Source organism: Nostocoides japonicum T1-X7 (assembly GCF_001046855.1).
Classification (GTDB): domain Bacteria; phylum Actinomycetota; class Actinomycetes; order Actinomycetales; family Dermatophilaceae; genus Nostocoides; species Nostocoides japonicum.
Genome location: NZ_HF570958.1, coordinates 2,588,978 through 2,607,036 on the forward strand (window position 1 = coordinate 2,588,978; position 18,059 = coordinate 2,607,036).

15 protein-coding genes are annotated in these 18,059 nt (G+C 72.4%); 11 read left to right on the top strand and 4 right to left on the bottom strand.

Annotation, left to right across the window (positions count from 1 at the left end; genetic code table 11):
- The 4 genes from BN12_RS26125 to BN12_RS11595 all read left to right on the top strand — a co-directional run.
- Positions 1-748 (top strand): hypothetical protein (locus BN12_RS26125; RefSeq protein ID WP_235432586.1); only part of this gene is annotated, 748 nt, incomplete at its 5' end.
- Between the two features lie 31 nt (positions 749-779).
- Entirely contained in the window at positions 780-1,457 is a 678-nt protein-coding gene (gene mtrA / locus BN12_RS11585) for an MtrAB system response regulator MtrA (RefSeq protein ID WP_048552624.1), read from the top strand.
- Positions 1,458-1,470: 13 nt separating this feature from the next.
- Entirely contained in the window at positions 1,471-3,375 is a 1,905-nt protein-coding gene (gene mtrB, locus BN12_RS11590; RefSeq protein WP_235432383.1) for an MtrAB system histidine kinase MtrB, read from the top strand.
- Entirely contained in the window at positions 3,299-4,924 is a 1,626-nt protein-coding gene (locus tag BN12_RS11595) for a GerMN domain-containing protein (RefSeq protein ID WP_162233081.1), read from the top strand. Before mtrB ends, BN12_RS11595 begins: the two co-directional genes overlap by 77 nt.
- A 36-nt stretch (positions 4,925-4,960) precedes the next feature.
- Here the strand turns inward: BN12_RS11595 and BN12_RS25165 are convergent, their stop codons facing one another.
- Entirely contained in the window at positions 4,961-6,055 is a 1,095-nt protein-coding gene (locus BN12_RS25165; protein ID WP_048552629.1) for a sensor histidine kinase, read from the bottom strand.
- Positions 6,056-6,424: 369 nt separating this feature from the next.
- On the opposite strand from BN12_RS25165, the gene BN12_RS25170 reads away from it, so the two are divergent.
- The 4 genes from BN12_RS25170 (at position 6,425) to BN12_RS11620 (ending at position 10,130) form a co-directional block, all read left to right on the top strand.
- Positions 6,425-7,237, top strand: coding sequence for a ComF family protein (locus BN12_RS25170; RefSeq protein ID WP_048552632.1), 813 nt, complete (start codon positions 6,425-6,427; stop codon positions 7,235-7,237).
- A 177-nt stretch (positions 7,238-7,414) separates the two neighbouring features.
- The gene (gene hpf, locus BN12_RS11610; protein ID WP_048552634.1) at positions 7,415-8,089 is read left to right on the top strand and encodes a ribosome hibernation-promoting factor, HPF/YfiA family; all 675 of its coding nucleotides are present in this window, start codon (positions 7,415-7,417) and stop codon (positions 8,087-8,089) included.
- 125 nt (positions 8,090-8,214) lie between these two features.
- Positions 8,215-8,916 (top strand): response regulator, encoded by a 702-nt coding sequence (locus tag BN12_RS11615; protein ID WP_048552636.1) that lies wholly within the window; start codon positions 8,215-8,217, stop codon positions 8,914-8,916.
- On the top strand, positions 8,913-10,130 hold the full coding sequence (locus BN12_RS11620; RefSeq protein WP_048552637.1) for a winged helix-turn-helix domain-containing protein: 1,218 nt from the start codon (positions 8,913-8,915) through the stop codon (positions 10,128-10,130). Before BN12_RS11615 ends, BN12_RS11620 begins: the two co-directional genes overlap by 4 nt.
- 27 nt (positions 10,131-10,157) lie before the next feature.
- On the opposite strand, the gene BN12_RS23420 is transcribed toward BN12_RS11620, so the two are convergent.
- Positions 10,158-10,811 carry an ArsR/SmtB family transcription factor gene (locus BN12_RS23420; RefSeq protein ID WP_053080017.1) on the bottom strand — a complete coding sequence of 218 codons (654 nt, stop codon included), beginning with the start codon at positions 10,809-10,811 and terminating at the stop codon, positions 10,158-10,160.
- A gap of 76 nt (positions 10,812-10,887) precedes the next feature.
- Here BN12_RS23420 and BN12_RS11630 point away from each other — a divergent pair, with 76 nt between their 5' ends.
- On the top strand, positions 10,888-12,342 hold the full coding sequence (locus BN12_RS11630; RefSeq protein ID WP_048552641.1) for an MFS transporter: 1,455 nt from the start codon (positions 10,888-10,890) through the stop codon (positions 12,340-12,342).
- A gap of 536 nt (positions 12,343-12,878) precedes the next feature.
- Here BN12_RS11630 and BN12_RS11635 read toward each other — a convergent pair.
- Positions 12,879-14,093 carry a GNAT family N-acetyltransferase gene (locus tag BN12_RS11635; protein ID WP_048552644.1) on the bottom strand — a complete coding sequence of 405 codons (1,215 nt, stop codon included), beginning with the start codon at positions 14,091-14,093 and terminating at the stop codon, positions 12,879-12,881.
- 232 nt (positions 14,094-14,325) lie between these two features.
- Here BN12_RS11635 and BN12_RS11640 point away from each other — a divergent pair, with 232 nt between their 5' ends.
- Together BN12_RS11640 and secA are read left to right on the top strand one after the other, a co-directional pair.
- On the top strand, positions 14,326-14,631 hold the full coding sequence (locus tag BN12_RS11640) for a GNAT family N-acetyltransferase (protein ID WP_048552646.1): 306 nt from the start codon (positions 14,326-14,328) through the stop codon (positions 14,629-14,631).
- A gap of 162 nt (positions 14,632-14,793) precedes the next feature.
- Positions 14,794-17,670, top strand: a complete 2,877-nt coding sequence (secA, locus tag BN12_RS11645; protein WP_048552648.1) for a preprotein translocase subunit SecA — start codon at positions 14,794-14,796, stop codon at positions 17,668-17,670.
- 168 nt (positions 17,671-17,838) lie between these two features.
- Here the strand turns inward: secA and BN12_RS11650 are convergent.
- On the bottom strand, positions 17,839-18,059 hold a 221-nt coding region (locus BN12_RS11650), incomplete at its 5' end, for an Rv3235 family protein (protein ID WP_048552649.1).

Genomic DNA, 18,059 nt, shown 5'->3' on the forward strand with positions numbered 1-18,059 from the left:
GGGTGCTCGGCTGGGTTGGAGGTATCTGGTGACCGGGTCGCGGTCACGAGATACCTCCACCCGGGTGGAGGCGCGGGAGTGGAGGTATCTGGCGACGCTGCGGTGGGCGCTGGATACCTCGAGTCGTGGGTGCTCGGCTGGGTTGGAGGTATCTGGTGACCGGGTCGCGGTCATGAGATACCTCCACCCGGGTGGGGGCGCGGGAGTGGAGGTATCTGGTGACCGGGTCGCGGTCATGAGATACCTCCACGCGGGTGGGGGCGCGGGAGTGGAGGTATCTGGTGACGCTGCGGTGGGCGCTGGGTACCTCGAGTCGTGGGTGCTCGGCTGGGTGGAGGTATCTGGTGACCAGGTCGCGGTCATGAGATACCTCCACCCGGGTGGCGGCCCGGGAGTGGAGGTATGTGGCGACGTTGCGGTGGGCGCTGGATACCTCGAGTCGTGGGCGCTCGGTTGGGTGGAGGTGTGTGGCGACGCTGCGGTGGGCGCTGGATACCTCGAGTCGTGGGCGCTCGGCTGGGTGGAGGTATGTGGCGACGCTGCGGTGGGCGCTGGATACCTCGAATCGTGGACGCTCGGCTGGGTGGAGGTATCTGGTGACCAGGTCGCGGTCACGAGATACCTCCACCCGGGTGGCCGGGTGGGCCGGCATGGCCCGATGTCGCGGCATACGGAGGAGGTGCGCCGCGCCTCTTCCGCCCGAAGGTGCCCGTTCCCGCGGGTCTGGTATGCGAAACTGCGTACGTGAGGCAGGGACGGACACGCGAGGGGGCGGTTCGGTGAAGGGCAGCGTGCTCATCATCGACGATGATCTGGCGCTCGCCGAGATGCTGGGGATCGTCCTGCGCAACGAGGGCCTCGAGGTGTCGCACGTCGCGGACGGGACTCATGCGATGAGCACCTTCCGGGCGGTCCGCCCCGACCTCGTCCTCCTCGACATCATGCTCCCCGGCATGGACGGGATCGAGATCTGCCGCCGGATCCGGGCCGAGTCGGGCGTCCCGATCGTCATGCTGACCGCCCGCACCGACACCCACGACATCGTCGTCGGGCTGGAGAGCGGGGCCGACGACTACGTCGTCAAGCCGTTCAAGCCGCAGGAGCTCATCGCCCGGCTGCGGGCCCGGCTCCGGCGCGGTGACGAGCCGGAGGCCGAGCGGCTCGAGATCGGCGACCTCGTCATCGACGTCGCCGGACACTCGGTGAAGCGCGACGGCGTCGGCCTCTCCCTCACCCCCCTCGAGTTCGACCTCCTCGTCGCCCTCGCCCGCAAGCCCCACCAGGTCTTCTCCCGGGAGGTGCTCCTCGAGCAGGTCTGGGGCTACCGGCATGCCGGCGACACGCGGCTCGTCAACGTCCATGTCCAGCGGCTCCGCTCCAAGGTCGAGCGGGACCCCGAGCATCCGGAGGTCGTCGTGACCGTCCGGGGGGTCGGCTACAAGGCCGGCCCGAGCTGACGTGGCCGGCGGCGTGCGCCGGTGGCTCGCGGTGTCCTGGAGCGTGCTGCGCCGGGTCGGCTCGACGATCGCGAACAGCTGGCGACGCCGGCTCCAGTTCCGGGTCGTCGCCTCGACGCTCCTGCTCGGCCTGCTCGTCGTCGTCCTCCTCGGCGCCTACCTCTACCGGGCCATCGGCTCCAGCCTCGAGAACGACCGCATCCGGGCCTCCCAGAGTGAGGCCCAGTCGCTGACGACGACCGCCCAGGCGAACTTCGACAGCGCCGTGGCGACCGACGTCAACAGCCTCTACAGCGTCGCGCAGACCCTCGTCCAGGGGCAGCTCGTCCCGCCGGGCGCCGACCAGACGCGCTACGTCATCCTCACCCGCGCCATCGACAACACGAGCACCGCCGTCCTCGGCACGATGGGCAGCCCGGGAGTGAGCAGCGACGTCGTCACCGACTCGATCCGCCGGGCGGTGAGCGCCGACCCGACCCGGCAGCAGACCCAGATCGTCCAGTTCCACGACCCGCAGACCGACAGCGACGTCCCCGCCGTCGTCGTCGGCTCGCAGGTCCAGGTGCCGATCGTCGGCGCATACGACCTGTTCTTCATCTTCCCCATGCGCGCCGAAACCGCGACGCTGCAACATATCTCGCGGTCCTTCTCGGTCGGCGGGCTCATCCTCGTGCTCCTCGTCGGAGCCATCGCCTGGGTGGTCGCCCGGCAGGTCGTCGTCCCGGTCCGGCGGGCCTCGGCCGTCGCCGAACGCCTCGCCGCGGGCAACCTCAACGAGCGTATGCCGGCCCGCGGCCACGACGAGCTCGCCCTCCTCGCGAAGTCGTTCAACGCGATGGCCGACAGCCTGCAGACCCAGATCCACCAGCTCGAGGGGCTCTCGCGGGTCCAGCAGCGCTTCGTCTCCGACGTGTCCCACGAGCTGCGGACGCCCCTCACGACGATCCGGATGGCGGCCGACCTCATCTTCGACGCGCGGGAGCAGTTCGGCGCCGGGGTGGCCCGGTCGGCCGAGCTCCTGCATACCGAGCTGGACCGCTTCGAGGACCTCCTCGCGGACCTCCTCGAGATCAGCCGCTTCGACGCGGGGGCCGCCGCGCTCGACACCGACCCGACCGATCTCGCGGTCCTCGCGCGCAAGGTCGTCGACGGGGCGGCGTCGCTCGCCGAGGTCCGGGGGAGCAAGGTCACCGTCACGGTGGAGAAGAGCGACCGTTCGACCATCGCCGAGGTCGACCCGCGCCGGGTGGAGCGCATCCTGCGCAACCTCGTCGTCAACGCGATCGAGCACGGGGAGGGCCGGCGCGTCACCGTCACCCTCGCCGGCAACGACGACGCGGTCGCCGTCGTCGTCGCCGACCGGGGCGTCGGACTCCGGCCCGGCGAGGCCTCGCTCGTCTTCAACCGGTTCTGGCGGGCCGACCCGGCCCGGACCCGGACGACCGGGGGGACGGGTCTCGGCCTGGCCATCTCGCTCGAGGACGCACGCCTCCACGACGGCTGGCTCCAGGCCTGGGGGGAGCCCGGGGTCGGCGCCCGGTTCCGGCTCACCGTGCCCAAGCGGGTCGGTGAGCCGATCGGCGTCTCCCCCTTCCGCTCGGTCCGCCGAGTCCCCAGCGAGTGGCGTCGTGACGGCGCGGGGAGCCGACCGGCGTCCTCCGCCCGGTGTCCGGTCCGCCGATCCCGCGCCGGGTGGCCTCGTGACGACGCGCCGAGCCGTCCTCGTCGGTGCCGCGGCCGTCGTCGCCGGGGCCGTCGCGGGCTGCAGCGGGCTCGCGACGTCGTCCCCGGTCCAGCCGGGGCTCGACGTCAACGGTGCGAGCACCGCGCCCCTGCAGTACGTGCCGCCCGGCCCGCAGCCCGGCGCGGAGCCCGCGGACATCATCCGGGGCTTCCTGCGGGCCGGCACGGCGAGTGACGGCAACTACGACGTGGCTCGAACCTTCCTCACCGAGGCGGCCGCGAAGACATGGGTCCCCGACAACGACGCCGTCATCTACGACAAGGAGACACCCCTCCTGCTCACCGACTTCGGTGCCGGCCAGTGGCGGCTCGCCGCCACGCAGATCGCGCGCATCGAGACCGACGGGCGCTACCTGCCGTCGGTGCCGGGGTCCCCCGTGGCGGCGGAGCTCACGCTGACCGAGGTCGAGGGGCAGTGGCGGATCGCCTCGCTGCCCGACGGGTTCGGACGCTGGGTCAGCTCGTCCGACACGGACCGGCTGTTCTCGGCATACCGCGTCTTCTATCTCGCCGTGGACTCCGGAGCCGCCGTCCCGGATCTGCGCTGGTTCCCGCAGGACCACCTGCCGACGCGCCTGGCCAAGGCGCTCCTCGACGACGTGCCCGCATACCTCGTCGGCACGGTCCGGACGGCCATCCCGCCGGACGCGACGGTCGAGTCGGTTCCGACGAAGGCGGGCGTGGCGACCGTCGATCTCACGGGCACGTTCTCGACGACCGCCTCGGCCCGGCGCGCGGTCTGGACCCAGGTCGTCCTCACCGTCGCGCAGCTGCCGGAGGTGAGCGAGGTGATGGTGCAGAGCGGCGGCGCCACCCTCGACTACGCCGGGAAGCCCACCGGACCCCTCACGCCCGCCGAGGTGACGCCCGCGACCAGCGAGACCGCCTCGGTCCCGCCCGTCCTGCGCAAGGGCAGCACCGTCGTCCAGGCGAACGCCCGCGACCTCCTCGACGGCGAGCAGCCGGGACGCGCGTCGCCGCAGCCACGCCGCACCTATCCGGCGATCGACCCGGACTGGCGCTGGCTGGCCCTCGGACCCCGTGGCGACGAGCTCGCGGCGGTCGCCGGGGACGGGCGGGAGCTGTCCAGGTGGCGGAACAACAACCAGTACGAGGTGCCGGTGTCGGCAGCGCGCATCTCGCGTCCCGCATACGACAGCCGCGGTGTCCTCTGGTTCGGAGGGGTCGGGGTCGGCGCCGCCCAGCGGCTGTGGGCCGTCGACGCGACGGCCAACCCGGCCGACGCCAAGGCGGCCCGGGCGCGTGCGGTCGCCGCACGATGGCTCACCGGGCGCATCGTCGTCGCCGTCGTGCCCGCGAGCGACGACGAGAGGCTCGCCGTCGTCTCGACGGATGCGAAGGGCCACGGGACACGCGTCGACATCGCGGGGATCGTCCGGGGGCGGGACCGGTTCCCCACGAGCCTCGCGGCGCCCCTCCGCGTCGGCACGCCGTTGTCCGGGGCCGGTGACATCACCTGGATCGACGACACGAGTGTCGCCGTGCTCGGTGCCGTCGGGTCCGCCGCACTGCGTCCCTACGTCCTGAGCGTCGGGGGGCAGCTGACGGGCCTCTCGGCCGTGCCTCGCGCGACGGCGGTGACGACGCTGTCGGGCCAGCGCGACGTCGTGGTCACCTCGACCGACAACGTCATCCGGATCCGGGCCGGGAACGAGTGGGTGGTCCTCGCCAGGGGCTCCGACTTCGCCGTCGCGCCCGGGTGACCGCCTCCGCGGCCGACGCCGTGGCGAGTCCGCCGCTCAGACGGCGTCGATGGGCGTGCGGTCCCAGGCGAAGAACAGGTGCGGGCCGTGCCCCTCGCCCGGCCCGCTGAAGGACACCGTGGCCCCGCTGCGCAGGAGTCGGTGCGCCTTGATCCGTGCCTCGTCGAGGCCCGTCGAGCTGCCGTCGTGGAAGACCTCGAGGCGCACGGCCTGGCTGTCGGCGGTCAGCGAGAGCTCGAGGGTGCGGGCGTCCGGCACGCGCGTCGCGTCGACGATGACGTCGAGGGCGAGACGGAAGACCGTGGCCTCGACGTTCGCCGGAGGCCGCGAGCCGCCCTCCCGGAGGGTGAAGCGCACCGTGAGGCCCGTGTAGGCGCCGACCAGCTGGAACCGGTCGACGATGAGAGCGCCGACGCCGCTGTCCGGTCGGGGATCGGTCTGCAGGTCGGCGAGCCGGGCCCGGATGTCGGCGACGGTCCGGTTGATGGACTCACGCACCTCGTCCAGCTGTCCCCGGGTCGCCGGGTCCTGACCTGCCGGTCCGAGCCGCATCGAGTCGACCTGGAACCCGAGGGCGACGAGCTCCTGGGCCACGCCGTTGTGGATCTGGTGGGCGACCCTGCCGTGCTCCTCGTGGCTCGTGCGGGCCCGCAGCCACGCGGCGAGCAGACCGGCCTGGACGATGTCGCCGTAGTCCCTCGCGAGGTCGGCGAGCGCCTCCTGCTCGCGCGCGTCGAAGGGGCCGCTCGCCCGCTCGGCCGCGATGATCCCGACATGGCGCCCCTCCGCGGAGAGCAGCGTCTGGGCCACGACGAACCGGTTCTCGCCCAGCTGGGCCACGACGGGTCCCCCGGCCCGCCACGCCGCGTCGAGCGGACCGGACGGGTCGTCGGGGTCCGGCCACGGGGCACGGTCCGACCCCCGCACCGCGACGACGACCGGACGGCTGCCCGTCGTCGTCCCGTAGATGGCGGCGATGTCGACGTGGAGGACGGCCTCGAGGTCGTCGAGCGCGGACTCGGCGACGGTCGAGAGGTCGAATGCGGTCCCCACCTGGTCGGTGATCTCGTGCAGCCGCGCGTACAGCGCGACAGCCTCGGCGGCGACGCTTCGCGTCGCGGGGCTGCGCATGAGGGACCACCACCTTCGGGCATGACGACAGGGCCGGTTCCCCTGTGCCCCCCATCCTTCCGGGCGCACCGCCCGCAGACGACCGGAATGGCGATTCTCGTCGCTCGGCTCTCGCACCCGGCTCCCGCTGGGCGCTGGCTCGGGGCGTTGGATGGAGGTATGCCGTGACGCTGCGACGGCCTCCTCGCCTCGCCGTCCGGGGGCGGGTGGTCGGTTCTGAGGGGCTCGTCGGGCGCTCGAGCCCGGCACCCCTGCCATCCGCGGGCGGGCGGTCGCCGTCGTCCACATCCCCGTGACATCCTCCGCGGCCGTCCACAGGGGAGTCGGCGTCCTGACGCAGGGGAGGTCGAGGGCGCATTCTCGAGCGATGTGGATCTCCGCGCGCTCGACGACCTCCTCGACCTGGTCCTCGCCAGGGCGTGCGCCGTCTGCTCGCGGCCCGGGCGGTCGGTGTGCGGCTCGTGCGCCGCCGAGGTCCTCGCCCTGACGATCGGATTCGGAGGACCTCGCCCGGTCCGCCCGGTGCCCTGCCCTCCGAGCCTGCCGCGGTGCGTCGCCGCAGCGCCGTATGCCGGGCCGCTCGCCTCCCTCGTGACCGCCCACAAGGACGAGGGACGTCGTGATGTGCGGCCCGTCCTCGCGTGTCTGCTGGCCGGTTCCATCGCGCGGGTCCTGTCGTCGGAACCCGGCCCTGCCCCCGTGCTCGTCGTCCCGGCGCCCGGGAGCGCGGCGGCACGGCGCCGACGCTGCGGGGACCCCCTGGCGGATCTCGCGGCCGCCGCGCTGCGCCTGCTGCCGGTCGACGCGGAGAGGCGACCGGACCTCCTGCCGGTCGACGAGGGAAGGCGACCGGACCTGCTGCCGGTCGACGCGGAGAGGCGACCGGACCTGCTGCCTGCCCTGCGGCATACCCGCCGGGTCCGGGACCAGGCCGGGCTGCCCGCCGCCGCGCGCCGCGAGAACCTCGGCGGAGCCGTCGCGCTGCGCCGAGGAGTCGACGTAGCGGGCCGGACGTGCCTCCTCGTCGACGACGTCGTGACGACGGGCGCCACCCTCGCCGAGTGCGCGCGGGCCCTGTCGGCCGGCGGGGCGACGATCCTCGGCGCGGCGACAGTCTGCGCGACGTCCCGCTGGATGACCGGACACGTCCCCCGTCTGTCGCCGTCGCGTCCGGTGGGCTAGCGTCAGGTCATGGAGCAGTTCTCCGGCGTCACGGAACGCGGACGCGTCCGCCGCCTGCGAGGGTCGGGCACGGCGCGGTGCGCCGGCTCCGACCGTCGCGGAGGAGGTGGTGCCGCGTCAGACGAGGGTCTCGCCGAGCCCGACCCCATGCCGTGAATCCCCATGAGGAGGAACCCTGTGGACATCGTCGTCACCGGTCGTCACACCACCGTCTCGGACCGTTTCCGCGCCCACATCGAGGAGAAGCTGGCCAAGGTTCCCCAGCTCGCCCCTCGGGTCCAGCGCATCGACGTCATGGTCACCCACGAGGCCAACCGTCGGCAGGCCAAGGCCTGTGACCGGGTGGAGATCACCTGCCGGGTCAAGGGCCGGGTGATACGGGCCGAGGCATGCCTGGAGGACAAGTACGCCGCGCTCGATGCGGCGATGGACAAGCTGCTCGAGCGGCTGCGCCGGATCAACGACCGCAAGCGCGTCCACCGGGGACGCCGGACCCCCGAGTCGGTCGCCGAGGCCACCGCTCGCCTCGAACGCTCGGCCGCCGCCGACGGCTCCGACACCGGGACCGACACCGCGGGGTCCGACGGTGAGGGCCTGTTCGGCGCGGTCGGCGACTCACCCATCGAGGTGAGGGTCAAGGTGCACGCGAGCGCTCCGATGACTCTCGAGGATGCGGTCCAGCAGATGGAGCTCGTGGGCCACGACTTCTACCTCTTCCACGACAGCGAGACCGACAAGCCGAGCGTCGTCTACCGCCGCCGGGGCTGGTCCTACGGCGTGTTGCACCTCGAACCGGCCGACCCGTCGCAGGAATCCGAGACCGACGAGACGGCGGCCAGCGCGGCCTCCTGACCACGACCGGAGCAGGGCTCGCGTCGTCGCCACGGCGCATGACGGGGCACCCGGGTGTGCCCACCGCGCCCATCGGATCCCGTCGGCCGGGTTGCGCTGTCGGCGGCCCGTGGCACGATGTCCCCGTGACCGAGCAGCGCGCCGATGTCGTGGCCGGGACACCGCGCGACGGTGTCGTCTCCGTCCTGGTCGCCGACGACCACGACCTCTATCGCCGCGGGCTGCAGATGGTCCTCGGGCACGAGGAGCGGATCCGGATCGTCGGCGAGGCGTCCGACGGCCTCGAGGTCGTCCATCTCGCTGTCGCGTTGCGGCCCGACGTCGTCCTCATGGACGTCAAGATGCCGCGCCAGACCGGCATCCGGGCCTGCGGCCAGATCAAGGAGCAGGTGCCGACCGCCAAGATCCTCATGCTCACGATGTCCGACGACGAGGACGACCTCTTCGACGCCATCAAGGCGGGCGCCAACGGCTACCTCCTCAAGGACGTGCCGGGGGAGGAGGTCGCGGCCGGCGTGCTGGCGGTCCATGCCGGACAGTCCCTCATCCCGCCGTCGATGGCGGCCCAGCTGCTCACCGAGTTCGCGCAGATGAGCCGTCGCAACGCGCCGGGCGCTCCCGGCTCGCCCCGGCTCACCGACCGGGAGCTGGAGGTGCTGCGTCTCGTCGCGCGGGGCCGGGCCAACAAGGACATCGCCAAGGACCTGTTCATCTCCGAGAACACCGTGAAGAACCACGTCCGCAACATCCTCGACAAGCTCCAGCTCCACTCGCGGATGGAGGCGGCGATGTATGCGGTCCGCGAGAAGCTCATCGACGAGCAGTGACTCCGCGGGCCGAGGGCCCCGCCGACCGGCTGACCCTCTCGACCGCTCGTCGCGTCGCCCTCGCGGCCCAGGGCTTCGGGAGGCCGCGGCCGGCCGCCGGCACGGTCGGCATTCGGGAGCTCCAGCGCGTCGTCGACACCGTCGGGGTCGTCCAGATCGACAGCGTCAACGTCGTGACCCGCAGCCACTACCTGCCCTTCTTCTCCCGCCTCGGGCCGTACGACACGGCGCTGCTGGACCGGATGCGCGACCGGGCCCCCCGGCGCGTCGTCGAGTACTGGGCCCACGAGGCGAGTCTCGTGCCGCCCGCGACATGGCCGCTGCTCGACTTCCGGATGAGGCGGGCGCACTCCGAGTCGTGGGGAGGGATGCAGCGCATCGCCCGGGAGCGCCCCGACCTCGTCGCGAGTGTCCTCGCCGAGGTCCGGCTCCGCGGACCGATGACCTCGCGCGAGCTGGAGGCGGCCCTCGCGCACGACCGGCCGGTGTCTCGCGAGCACTGGGGCTGGAACTGGTCGGAGGTCAAGCGGGCCCTCGAGCACCTCTTCTGGGCGGGGCAGATCGCGAGCGCCGGGCGGACGAGCCAGTTCGAGCGGCGCTACGCATCGCTCGAGCGGGTGTTCCCCGTCGCGCTGAGGGACGATGTGCAGCCCGGCGCCCGGCCTCGGGAGGAGGCGGCCGTCGTCGAGCTCATGCGCATCGCGGCGCGAGCCCTGGGCATCGCGACCGAGCAGGACCTGCGCGACTACTTCCGGCTCAGGCCCGAGCAGGCCCGGCCGGCCCTGGCCACCCTCGTCGCGGGCGGTGAGCTGCGGCCGGTGACGGTCGAGGGATGGCGGCGCCCCGCATACCTCCATGACCGAGCCCGTCGTCCGCGCCGGGTCGAGGCGACCGCGCTGCTCAGCCCCTTCGACTCCCTCATCTGGTACCGACAGCGCACCGCCGCCCTCTTCGGCTTCGACTTCCGGCTGGAGATCTACACACCCGTCGGCAAGCGGGTCCACGGCTACTACGTCCTGCCGTTCCTCTACGGCGAGCGCCTCGTCGCGCGGGTCGACCTCAAGGCCGACCGCGCGGCGGGCGTGCTCCGGGCGCATGCGGTCCACTGGGAGCCGGGCGCACCCGATGCGGCGGCCGTCGCCCTCGAGGAGGAGCTGGAGCAGATGGCCGGCTGGCTGGGCCTCGGGGCCGTCGGTATGCCGCCGGCCGCCTGACCCCTCCTCCCCGCCTGAGGATCGGGGTCAGCCCGGGTCGGCGACCGGGACGAGCGACAGGGTGAGCTGCATGCGCGTGGCTCCCTCGGGGTGGTCCGCCGAATGCCGCTCGGGCAGGTCGCGCAGCACCCGCTCGAGGCGCTCGACGAGGTCGGCGCGCTCGGCGTCGGTCAGCCACGTCTCGGAGCTGCTGAAGGTCAGCGTCCGCGACGGGGCGTCCCCCGCCGAGCGGTCGCCCGGGGTGAGGGCGGCGGAGATGTTGCGGGCCATCCGGGCCAGCTCCTGCTGCATGACGACGTTGATGGCCTGCGCGCCCCCCGGGCTGCGGGGGCTGAAGTTCAGCTCGGTCACCCGGGAGCGCCACGGCCGGGTCCGCCCGTCGGCGGCCGGGTCCGCCCGCTCGGCGATGCCGTACCGCTCGAGGGCCCGCAGATGGTGGCTCACCGCGCTCGGGGACAGCCCGACGAGGTCGGCCGCCTCGGTGGCCGTCATGACGCGCCCGGCGAGGAGCTCGGCGATGAGTCGCTGGCGGGCGGGATGGGCCAGCGCCCGCAGCGCCACGGGATCGTCGACCTCGAGGGCCCGGTACGGGCGCCGCCCGGACACCGGCCCGCCATCGGTCGTGGACGCGACGCCGGAGGGGTCGGCGCGCGCGGGGTCGTCGCCGGACGCATCGCTCACGCGGTCATCGTACGGGTGTGGAACGGCATACCTGAAGCATTGACTTCGGAATATATGAAGCACTACGTTCGGATCTATGAAGGAGACGCTTCACATCCGGGACCTGCGCATCGCCCTCCTCGCCCGGGCCGTGAGCCAGGCAGGCGACGCGATGACGCTCACCGCGCTCTCGCTGCTCGTCGCGACCTCGGGCCGGCCGCTCGACCTCACGGCCCTCCTCGTCGCGTTCGCCGTCCCGCCCGTCCTGCTCTCGGGGTATGCGGGCCGGCTCGTCGACCATGCCGACTCCCGGGCCGTCCTCGTCGGGTCCGGCGTGGTGCAGGTCCTCGGATCCGTCGGGCTCCTCGGGCCGACGACCCTGCCCTGGCAGGCGGTGTGCATCCTCCTCGTCCAGGCCGGCCAGTCCGTCGGCGCTCCCGCGTGGGGCGCCCTCCTGCCGCACATCGTCGGCGAGGACCGGGTCGGCCGGGCGGCCGGACTCCAGCAGTCGCTCGCCTCGCTCGCCTGGATGACCGGGCCGGCACTCGGGGGCCTCATCTACGGGCTCGTCGGATTCCGGGGTGTCGTCCTCGTCGACACCGTCACCTTCGTCCTCGTCATCGTCGCGGCGATGGTCATCCGGACGCGGCGGCGTCCGGACGGCAGGACCGACGAGACCGCCGATGCGCATCGCGCCGGCATGGGCCGCGTCACCGCTCGTCGCTCCCACGCGCGCGCCTCCTTCTCACGTGACTCCCTCGCGCGCGCCTCCGTCCCACGTGACTCCCTCGTGCGCCGCCTGATCAGGCCCGGCGGGGTCCGTCGCGAAGGGGGCATCGGTCGCGGAGGGGCCACGGGTCTTGTGGGCGCCGCCCGAGACGGTGCCGAGCCCGCGGCACGGTCCGGGCTGCGGCTCGTCGCGGCGGACCGGGTCGTCCTCGCCCTCATCGTCGCCCTCGGCGTGTTCGTCGTCGCCCTCGAGGGGGCCAACGTCGTCGAGTCCTTCCTCGTCGTCGACGTCCTCCACGCCTCGCCCGCCGGCTACGGTCTCGTGGGCCTGGCGATGGGCGTCGGCATCGCGCTCGGGTCCCTCGCCGCCGCTCGGGTGGGGACGACGCGACGGCGGCTCCAGGTGGTGTCCGGTTCGGCCGCCCTCATGGGCCTGACCATCGGGTTGGCGGGCCTGGCGCCGAGGTTCTGGGTCGTGCCCGGCCTGTTCCTCCTCGCCGGCGTGGGGAACGGGCTCATCAACACCCTGAACTACACGATCCTCATCGGCCGGGCTCCCGAGTCGGCCCGGGGCCGGGTGCTCGCCACGGTCATGGGACTGTCTCGGGGCTGCTCGGTGCTCGCGCTCGTCCTCGGTGGTCTCGGGGGCCAGCTCCTCGGGCCCCGCGCGACGTTCGTCGTCGGCGGAGCCCTCGCCGTCGCCGTCGCACCGCTCGTCCTGCGCGCCGTGCGACACGCCCCCGAAGCTCCCCGCCGCCCATCCGCCGCGTCGGTCGGCCAGGAGAACGTCGCCACATCGGGTGCTCAGCCCACCATCGGCTGAGATGTCTCCACCCCGCCGCCCCACGCCCGGTTGGTGCAGATCTCCCGATCGGGGCCTGTGCACCACCCAAGAGGCCCACTCCAAGCCCAGACCTGGTGGTGCAGATCTCCCGATCGGGGCCTGTGCACCACGACCTGGCCCACTCCACGCCCACGCCTGGTGGTGCAGATCTCCCGATCGGGGCTTGTACACCACCCAAGCCGACGCGCGGTTGGTGCAGATCTCCCGATCGGGGCCTGTGCACCACCCACCAGGCCCACTCCAAGCCCAGGCCTGGTGCAGATCTCCCGATCGGGGCCTGTGCACCACCCAATCTCCCGATCGGGGCCTGTGCACCACCCACCAGGCCCACTCCAAGCCCAGGCCTGGTGGTGCAGATCTCCCGATCGGGGCCTGTGCACCACCCAAGAGGCCCACTCCAAGCCCAGGCCTGGTGGTGCAGATCTCCCGATCGGGGCCTGTGCACCATGCGTCGGCCGTCACCTGTGGCGCTCAACCCCGGATCGGGTGGGATGTCTCCACCGGGCGGGTCGGGGTCAGCGGTGCTCGCGGAGCAGCTCCCAGTGGTAGGCGTCGGCCCACGTGCCGTCGGGCAGCCGGTCGGTCGCGTGCTCGACGCCCCAGCGGACGAAACCGAGCCGCTCGAGCACCGAGTTCGACGCGATGTTGTCGCTCGCCGTGATGGCCGAGAGCCGGCTCAGTCCGAGCCCACCCTCGTGGCGCGGCGTGAAGGCGTACTCGACGGCGAGGTCCCCCGCCGCCGTTGCGACGCCCCGCCCACGGGCCGAGGGATAGAGGAAGTAGCCGATCTCCGCCCCTGGCTCGCTGATCGGCGCGCCGTGGGCGAACACCATGACGGCGCCCAGCGCGGCGTCGGTCCGCTCGTCCGCGATGCACCAGGCGATGCCTTCGCCGGCTGCGGCACGCTCGCGACGGACGAGGAGCCAGTGCTCGAAGGTCAGGTCGTCCGGCGCGGAACCCAGGGGCATGTGATGGCTGGGGTTGGCCAGCGGCTCGGTCGTGTCGGCGTCCCCGTCGCGCCAGGGCCGCAACCGGATCCCGTTGGCCTCGAGGACGGGAATGTCGAGCCAAGCCGTCGCCGGCACCATGGCGGCATGCGGCGACAGGCTCGCATACCAGTGGTCCCGGACGACCACCTCGCCGTCCGGTCCGGGATAGCCCGGGCCGGACTGGGGGATCGTCCCGTGGAAGGCGAAGCCACACGCCCACGCGACGCGCCGTGACGGGAAGTTGCCGACGACCGCCGACCAATGGATCCGGGTGAGCGGTCCGGAGCCGATGCCCTCGGCGAACCCGTGCTGCGCGACGAGGCGGACCGCCCGGGCCATGATGCCCTCGCCGCGGGCCGCGGGATGCAGGACGTAGCCGATCTCCGCCGTCCGCCCCGCCCGGGGTCGCAGGTCGACCTGCCCCGCGAAGCGGGTGGTCCCCTCGGTGTCGGTCCAGTCGATGGCCCACACCCGATCGGCGTGCGGGTCCTCCCACATCTCGCGCACCGCCGCGACCCGGCGCAGCCCGTCGGCCTTGCGGTAGGGCCGTGGGATCGTCGTCCACCGCAGCACCTCCTCGTCGTTCGCGAGCTCGACGAGCAGGTCGGCGTCCTTGCGGCGCAGCGCGCGCAGCGTGACGACCCCGTCGGTGAGCACGGGAACGGCGGAGGGGTATGCCGTGGGCAGGGCGGATGCCGCGGCGGCGGAGCCGGAGCTGCGCGAGTCGGCGGAACGGGTCACCGGACCAGCCTGCCAACGGCGACGGTATGCCGTCCACTCTCCGCCCCGCCCGCCTGCTCGGGTCGTGATGGCGCACAGGCCCCGATCGGGAGATGTGCACCACGAGGGATGGGCTTGGGAGGGGGGCTGAGTCTGGTGCACAGGCCCCGATCGGGAGATGTGCACCACGGGGGGTCTCCGGTCCGGGCGGCCGGTTCTCCCCCCGGGAGGACGATGTGGTCTGCTGGACCCCATGAGCGAACCCGCACGTCCCGAGATCACCGTCACCCGCGAGGACGACGAGCACCGGTATGCCGCACGCGTCGACGGAGCGCTGGCCGGCTTCGTCGCGTACGACCTCGACGGCGACGCGGTCGCTCTCACGCATACCGAGGTGGACCCGGCGTTCGAGGGCAAGGGGGTCGGCGGTGCCCTCGCGCGGGCGGCGCTCGACGACATCCGGTCCGGCGGCGACCGCCGCGTCGTGCCCGTCTGCCCCTTCATCAAGGCGTGGATCGCGCGTCACCCCGACTACGAGGAGCTCGTCGTCTCCTCCTGAGCGAGCCGGCCGCCACCGGGGAACGCGCGGCCCCCGGCGACCGTTGAGACCCGCGAGGACGGCAGCGCCGCAGCCGGCTCGACTACGCTTGTCGGGTCCGGGGCGATATGCCGTCCGTATGCCGTGGCCGGGTCCACCGAATCGACAGCAGGAGTTCGCAGCGTGCCCAAGGTGTTCGAGAGGCTGCTTCGCGCCGGCGAGGGCCGGATCATCAAGAAGCTCGAGGGCATCGCCGCCCAGGTCAACGCCGTCGAGGAGGACTTCGAGGCCCTCTCCGACGCCGAGCTGCGGGCGGAGACCGACACGTTCAAGGCCCGTCTCGCCGACGGGGCCACCCTCGACGACATCCTCCCCGAGGCGTTCGCCGCCGTGCGGGAGGCGAGCAAGCGCACCCTCGGCAAGCGGCACTTCGACGTCCAGATCATGGGTGGCGCGGCGCTCCACATGGGCAACGTCGCGGAGATGAAGACCGGTGAGGGCAAGACCCTCGTCGCGACGCTCCCGTCCTACCTCAACGCGCTGACGGGCAAGGGCGTCCACGTCATCACCGTCAACGACTACCTCGCCGAGTACCAGGCCGAGCTCATGGGTCGCATCCATCGCGCGCTCGGACTGGAGACGGGCGTCATCCTCGCGAACATGACGCCCGAGCAACGGCGCGAGCAGTATGCCAAGGACATCACCTACGGCACGAACAACGAGTTCGGCTTCGACTACCTGCGCGACAACATGGCCTGGAGCGTCGACGAGCTCGTCCAGCGCGGCCACAACTTCGCCATCGTCGACGAGGTCGACTCGATCCTCATCGACGAGGCACGGACGCCGCTCATCATCTCCGGCCCGGCGGACCAGCCGACCAAGTGGTACACCGAGTTCGCCAAGATCGCGCGTCGTCTCGAGCGCGGGGAGCTGGAGTCCGGCCTCGGCGACTACGAGGTCGACGAGAAGAAGAAGACGGTCGGCGTCCTCGAGGCCGGGATCGACAAGGTCGAGGACTACCTCGGGATCGACAACCTCTACGAGTCGGCGAACACCCCCCTCATCGGGTACCTCAACAACGCCATCAAGGCCAAGGAGCTGTTCCACCGCGACAAGGACTACGTCATCCTGAACGGCGAGGTCCTCATCGTCGACGAGCACACCGGCCGGATGCTCCCGGGGCGCCGCTACAACGAGGGCATGCACCAGGCCATCGAGGCCAAGGAGGGCGTGCCGATCCAGAACGAGAACCAGACGCTCGCGACGATCACCCTCCAGAACTACTTCCGGATGTACGACAAGCTGTCCGGCATGACCGGCACGGCGATGACCGAGGCCGCCGAGCTGCATTCGATCTACAAGCTCGGTGTCGTCCCGATCCGCACGAACATGCCGATGATCCGCGCCGACCAGCCCGACCTCGTCTACCGGACCGAGGCCGCCAAGTTCGACGCCGTCGTCGAGGACATCGTCGCCCGACACGAGAAGGGCCAGCCGATCCTCGTCGGCACCGTCTCGGTCGAGAAGAGCGAGTACCTCTCGGAGCAGCTGCGCCGACGCGGCGTCGCCCACGACGTGCTCAACGCCAAGCAGCACGAGCGCGAGGCGTCGATCGTCGCCCAGGCCGGACGCAAGGGCGCCGTGACCGTCGCGACGAACATGGCCGGCCGAGGCACCGACATCATGCTCGGCGGCAACCCCGAGTTCAACGCGGTCGCCGCCCTCAAGGCGCGGGGCCTGGACCCCGAGGAGACGCCGGAGGAGTACGAGGCGGCGTGGGACGCGGCGCTCGAGGCCGCCGAGAAGTCCGTCGCCGACGAGCACGACGAGGTCACCGCGCTCGGCGGCCTCTACGTCCTCGGCACCGAGCGGCACGAGTCGCGCCGCATCGACAACCAGCTGCGTGGCCGGTCCGGGCGCCAGGGCGACCCGGGGGAGTCGCGCTTCTACCTGTCGCTCGAGGACAACCTCATGCGGCTGTTCAACGCCGGGATGGTCGACCGGGTCATGACGACGGCGAAGATGGACGACTCGGTGCCCATCGAGTCCAAGCTCGTCAGCCGGTCCATCGCGAGCGCCCAGACACAGGTCGAGGCGCAGAACTTCGAGATCCGCAAGAACGTCCTCAAGTACGACGACGTCCTCAACCGGCAGCGCACCGTCATCTACGAGCAGCGCCGCCAGGTCCTCGAGGGTGCCGACCTCCACGAGCAGGCCCGCCACTTCGTCAACGACGTCATCGGCGGCTACATCGACGCCGAGACGGCCGAGGGCTACCCCGAGGACTGGAACCTCGACCGGCTCTGGACGGCGCTGAAGTCGCTCTACCCCGTCTCGGTCACCCAGGAGCAGGTCATCGACGCGGCCGGCGGCCGGTCCGGGCTCTCGGCCGAGCTGCTCCGCGAGGAGATCCTCTCCGACGCGCACACGGCATACGACCTGCGTGAGGAGAGCCTCGGCTCGGAGGTCATGCGGGAGGTCGAGCGTCGCGTCATGCTGTCGGTCCTCGACCGCAAGTGGCGCGAGCACCTCTACGAGATGGACTACCTCCAGGAGGGCATCGGCCTGCGCGCCATGGCGCAGCGCGACCCGCTCGTGGAGTACCAGCGCGAGGGCTACCTCCTCTGGGAGGCGATGACCGAGTCGGTCAAGGAGGAGGCCGTCGGCCTCATCTACCACGTCGACGTCCAGCTGCCCACCGAGCCGGAGCCGCAGCCGGCGCCGGTCCACGTCAGCGACCTGCTGTCGGCCGTCGAGGACGCCTCGGCCGACGAGGCGGCGCCGGAGCCCGTCCCCGTCACGCCGGGCGGTGAGCCCGCGCCGGAGCCGGCCGGTGCCCAGCACGGCGTCCAGCTCAGCGCGCCGGGCCTGGAACGTCCTCGGTCGGCCGGGCATCTGCGCTACACCGCGCCGAGCGACGACGGCAGCATCGTCGAACGCGACGAGGACCTCGCCGATGCCGCGGCGCCCGGTGCCTACGAGGGCACGCCTCGGAACGCGCCGTGTCCCTGTGGCTCCGGCAAGAAGTACAAGATGTGCCACGGGGCCGCCCGGTCCTGACGCTCGGGAGTGGTCTCGAGCAGGGTTCGGTCGATCCTGTGGGCGGAGCAGCCGACGTTCTGGCGTGGGCCAGGTCACCCACCACGAGGGCCGCGAGGGTCGAACCGCTCATCGCGGGCCACGACGTCGAGCCGGTATGCGGCGTCGCCGGACGCCGAGCGGCACGCCTCAGCCGAGCTCGAGGACGACGAGCCGCCACTCGCCGTCGTACCCGGCGAGACGCATGGCGAGGGCCCGGATCCGGCCGCCGTCGACGACGACCGCCGTGGCCTCGGCGACGCCGTCCCGCGGCTCGCAGACGACGACCCGCCGCACGACGGCCGGCCTGCGCCTCCGCGACGGGCCCACCGAGTCGGCGGCCCGGCGTTGCGCGAGCATGGCGCGGCGGG

What these genes read in the sequence shown, in the direction of transcription:
- BN12_RS25165 (WP_048552629.1), bottom strand. Translation starts at nt 6,055, where the DNA reads ATGCGCAGCCCCGCGACGCGAAGCGTCGCCGCCGAGGCTGTCGCGCTG.
- BN12_RS11630 (WP_048552641.1), top strand. Translation starts at nt 10,888, where the DNA reads ATGAAGGAGACGCTTCACATCCGGGACCTGCGCATCGCCCTCCTCGCC.
- BN12_RS11640 (WP_048552646.1), top strand. Translation starts at nt 14,326, where the DNA reads ATGAGCGAACCCGCACGTCCCGAGATCACCGTCACCCGCGAGGACGAC.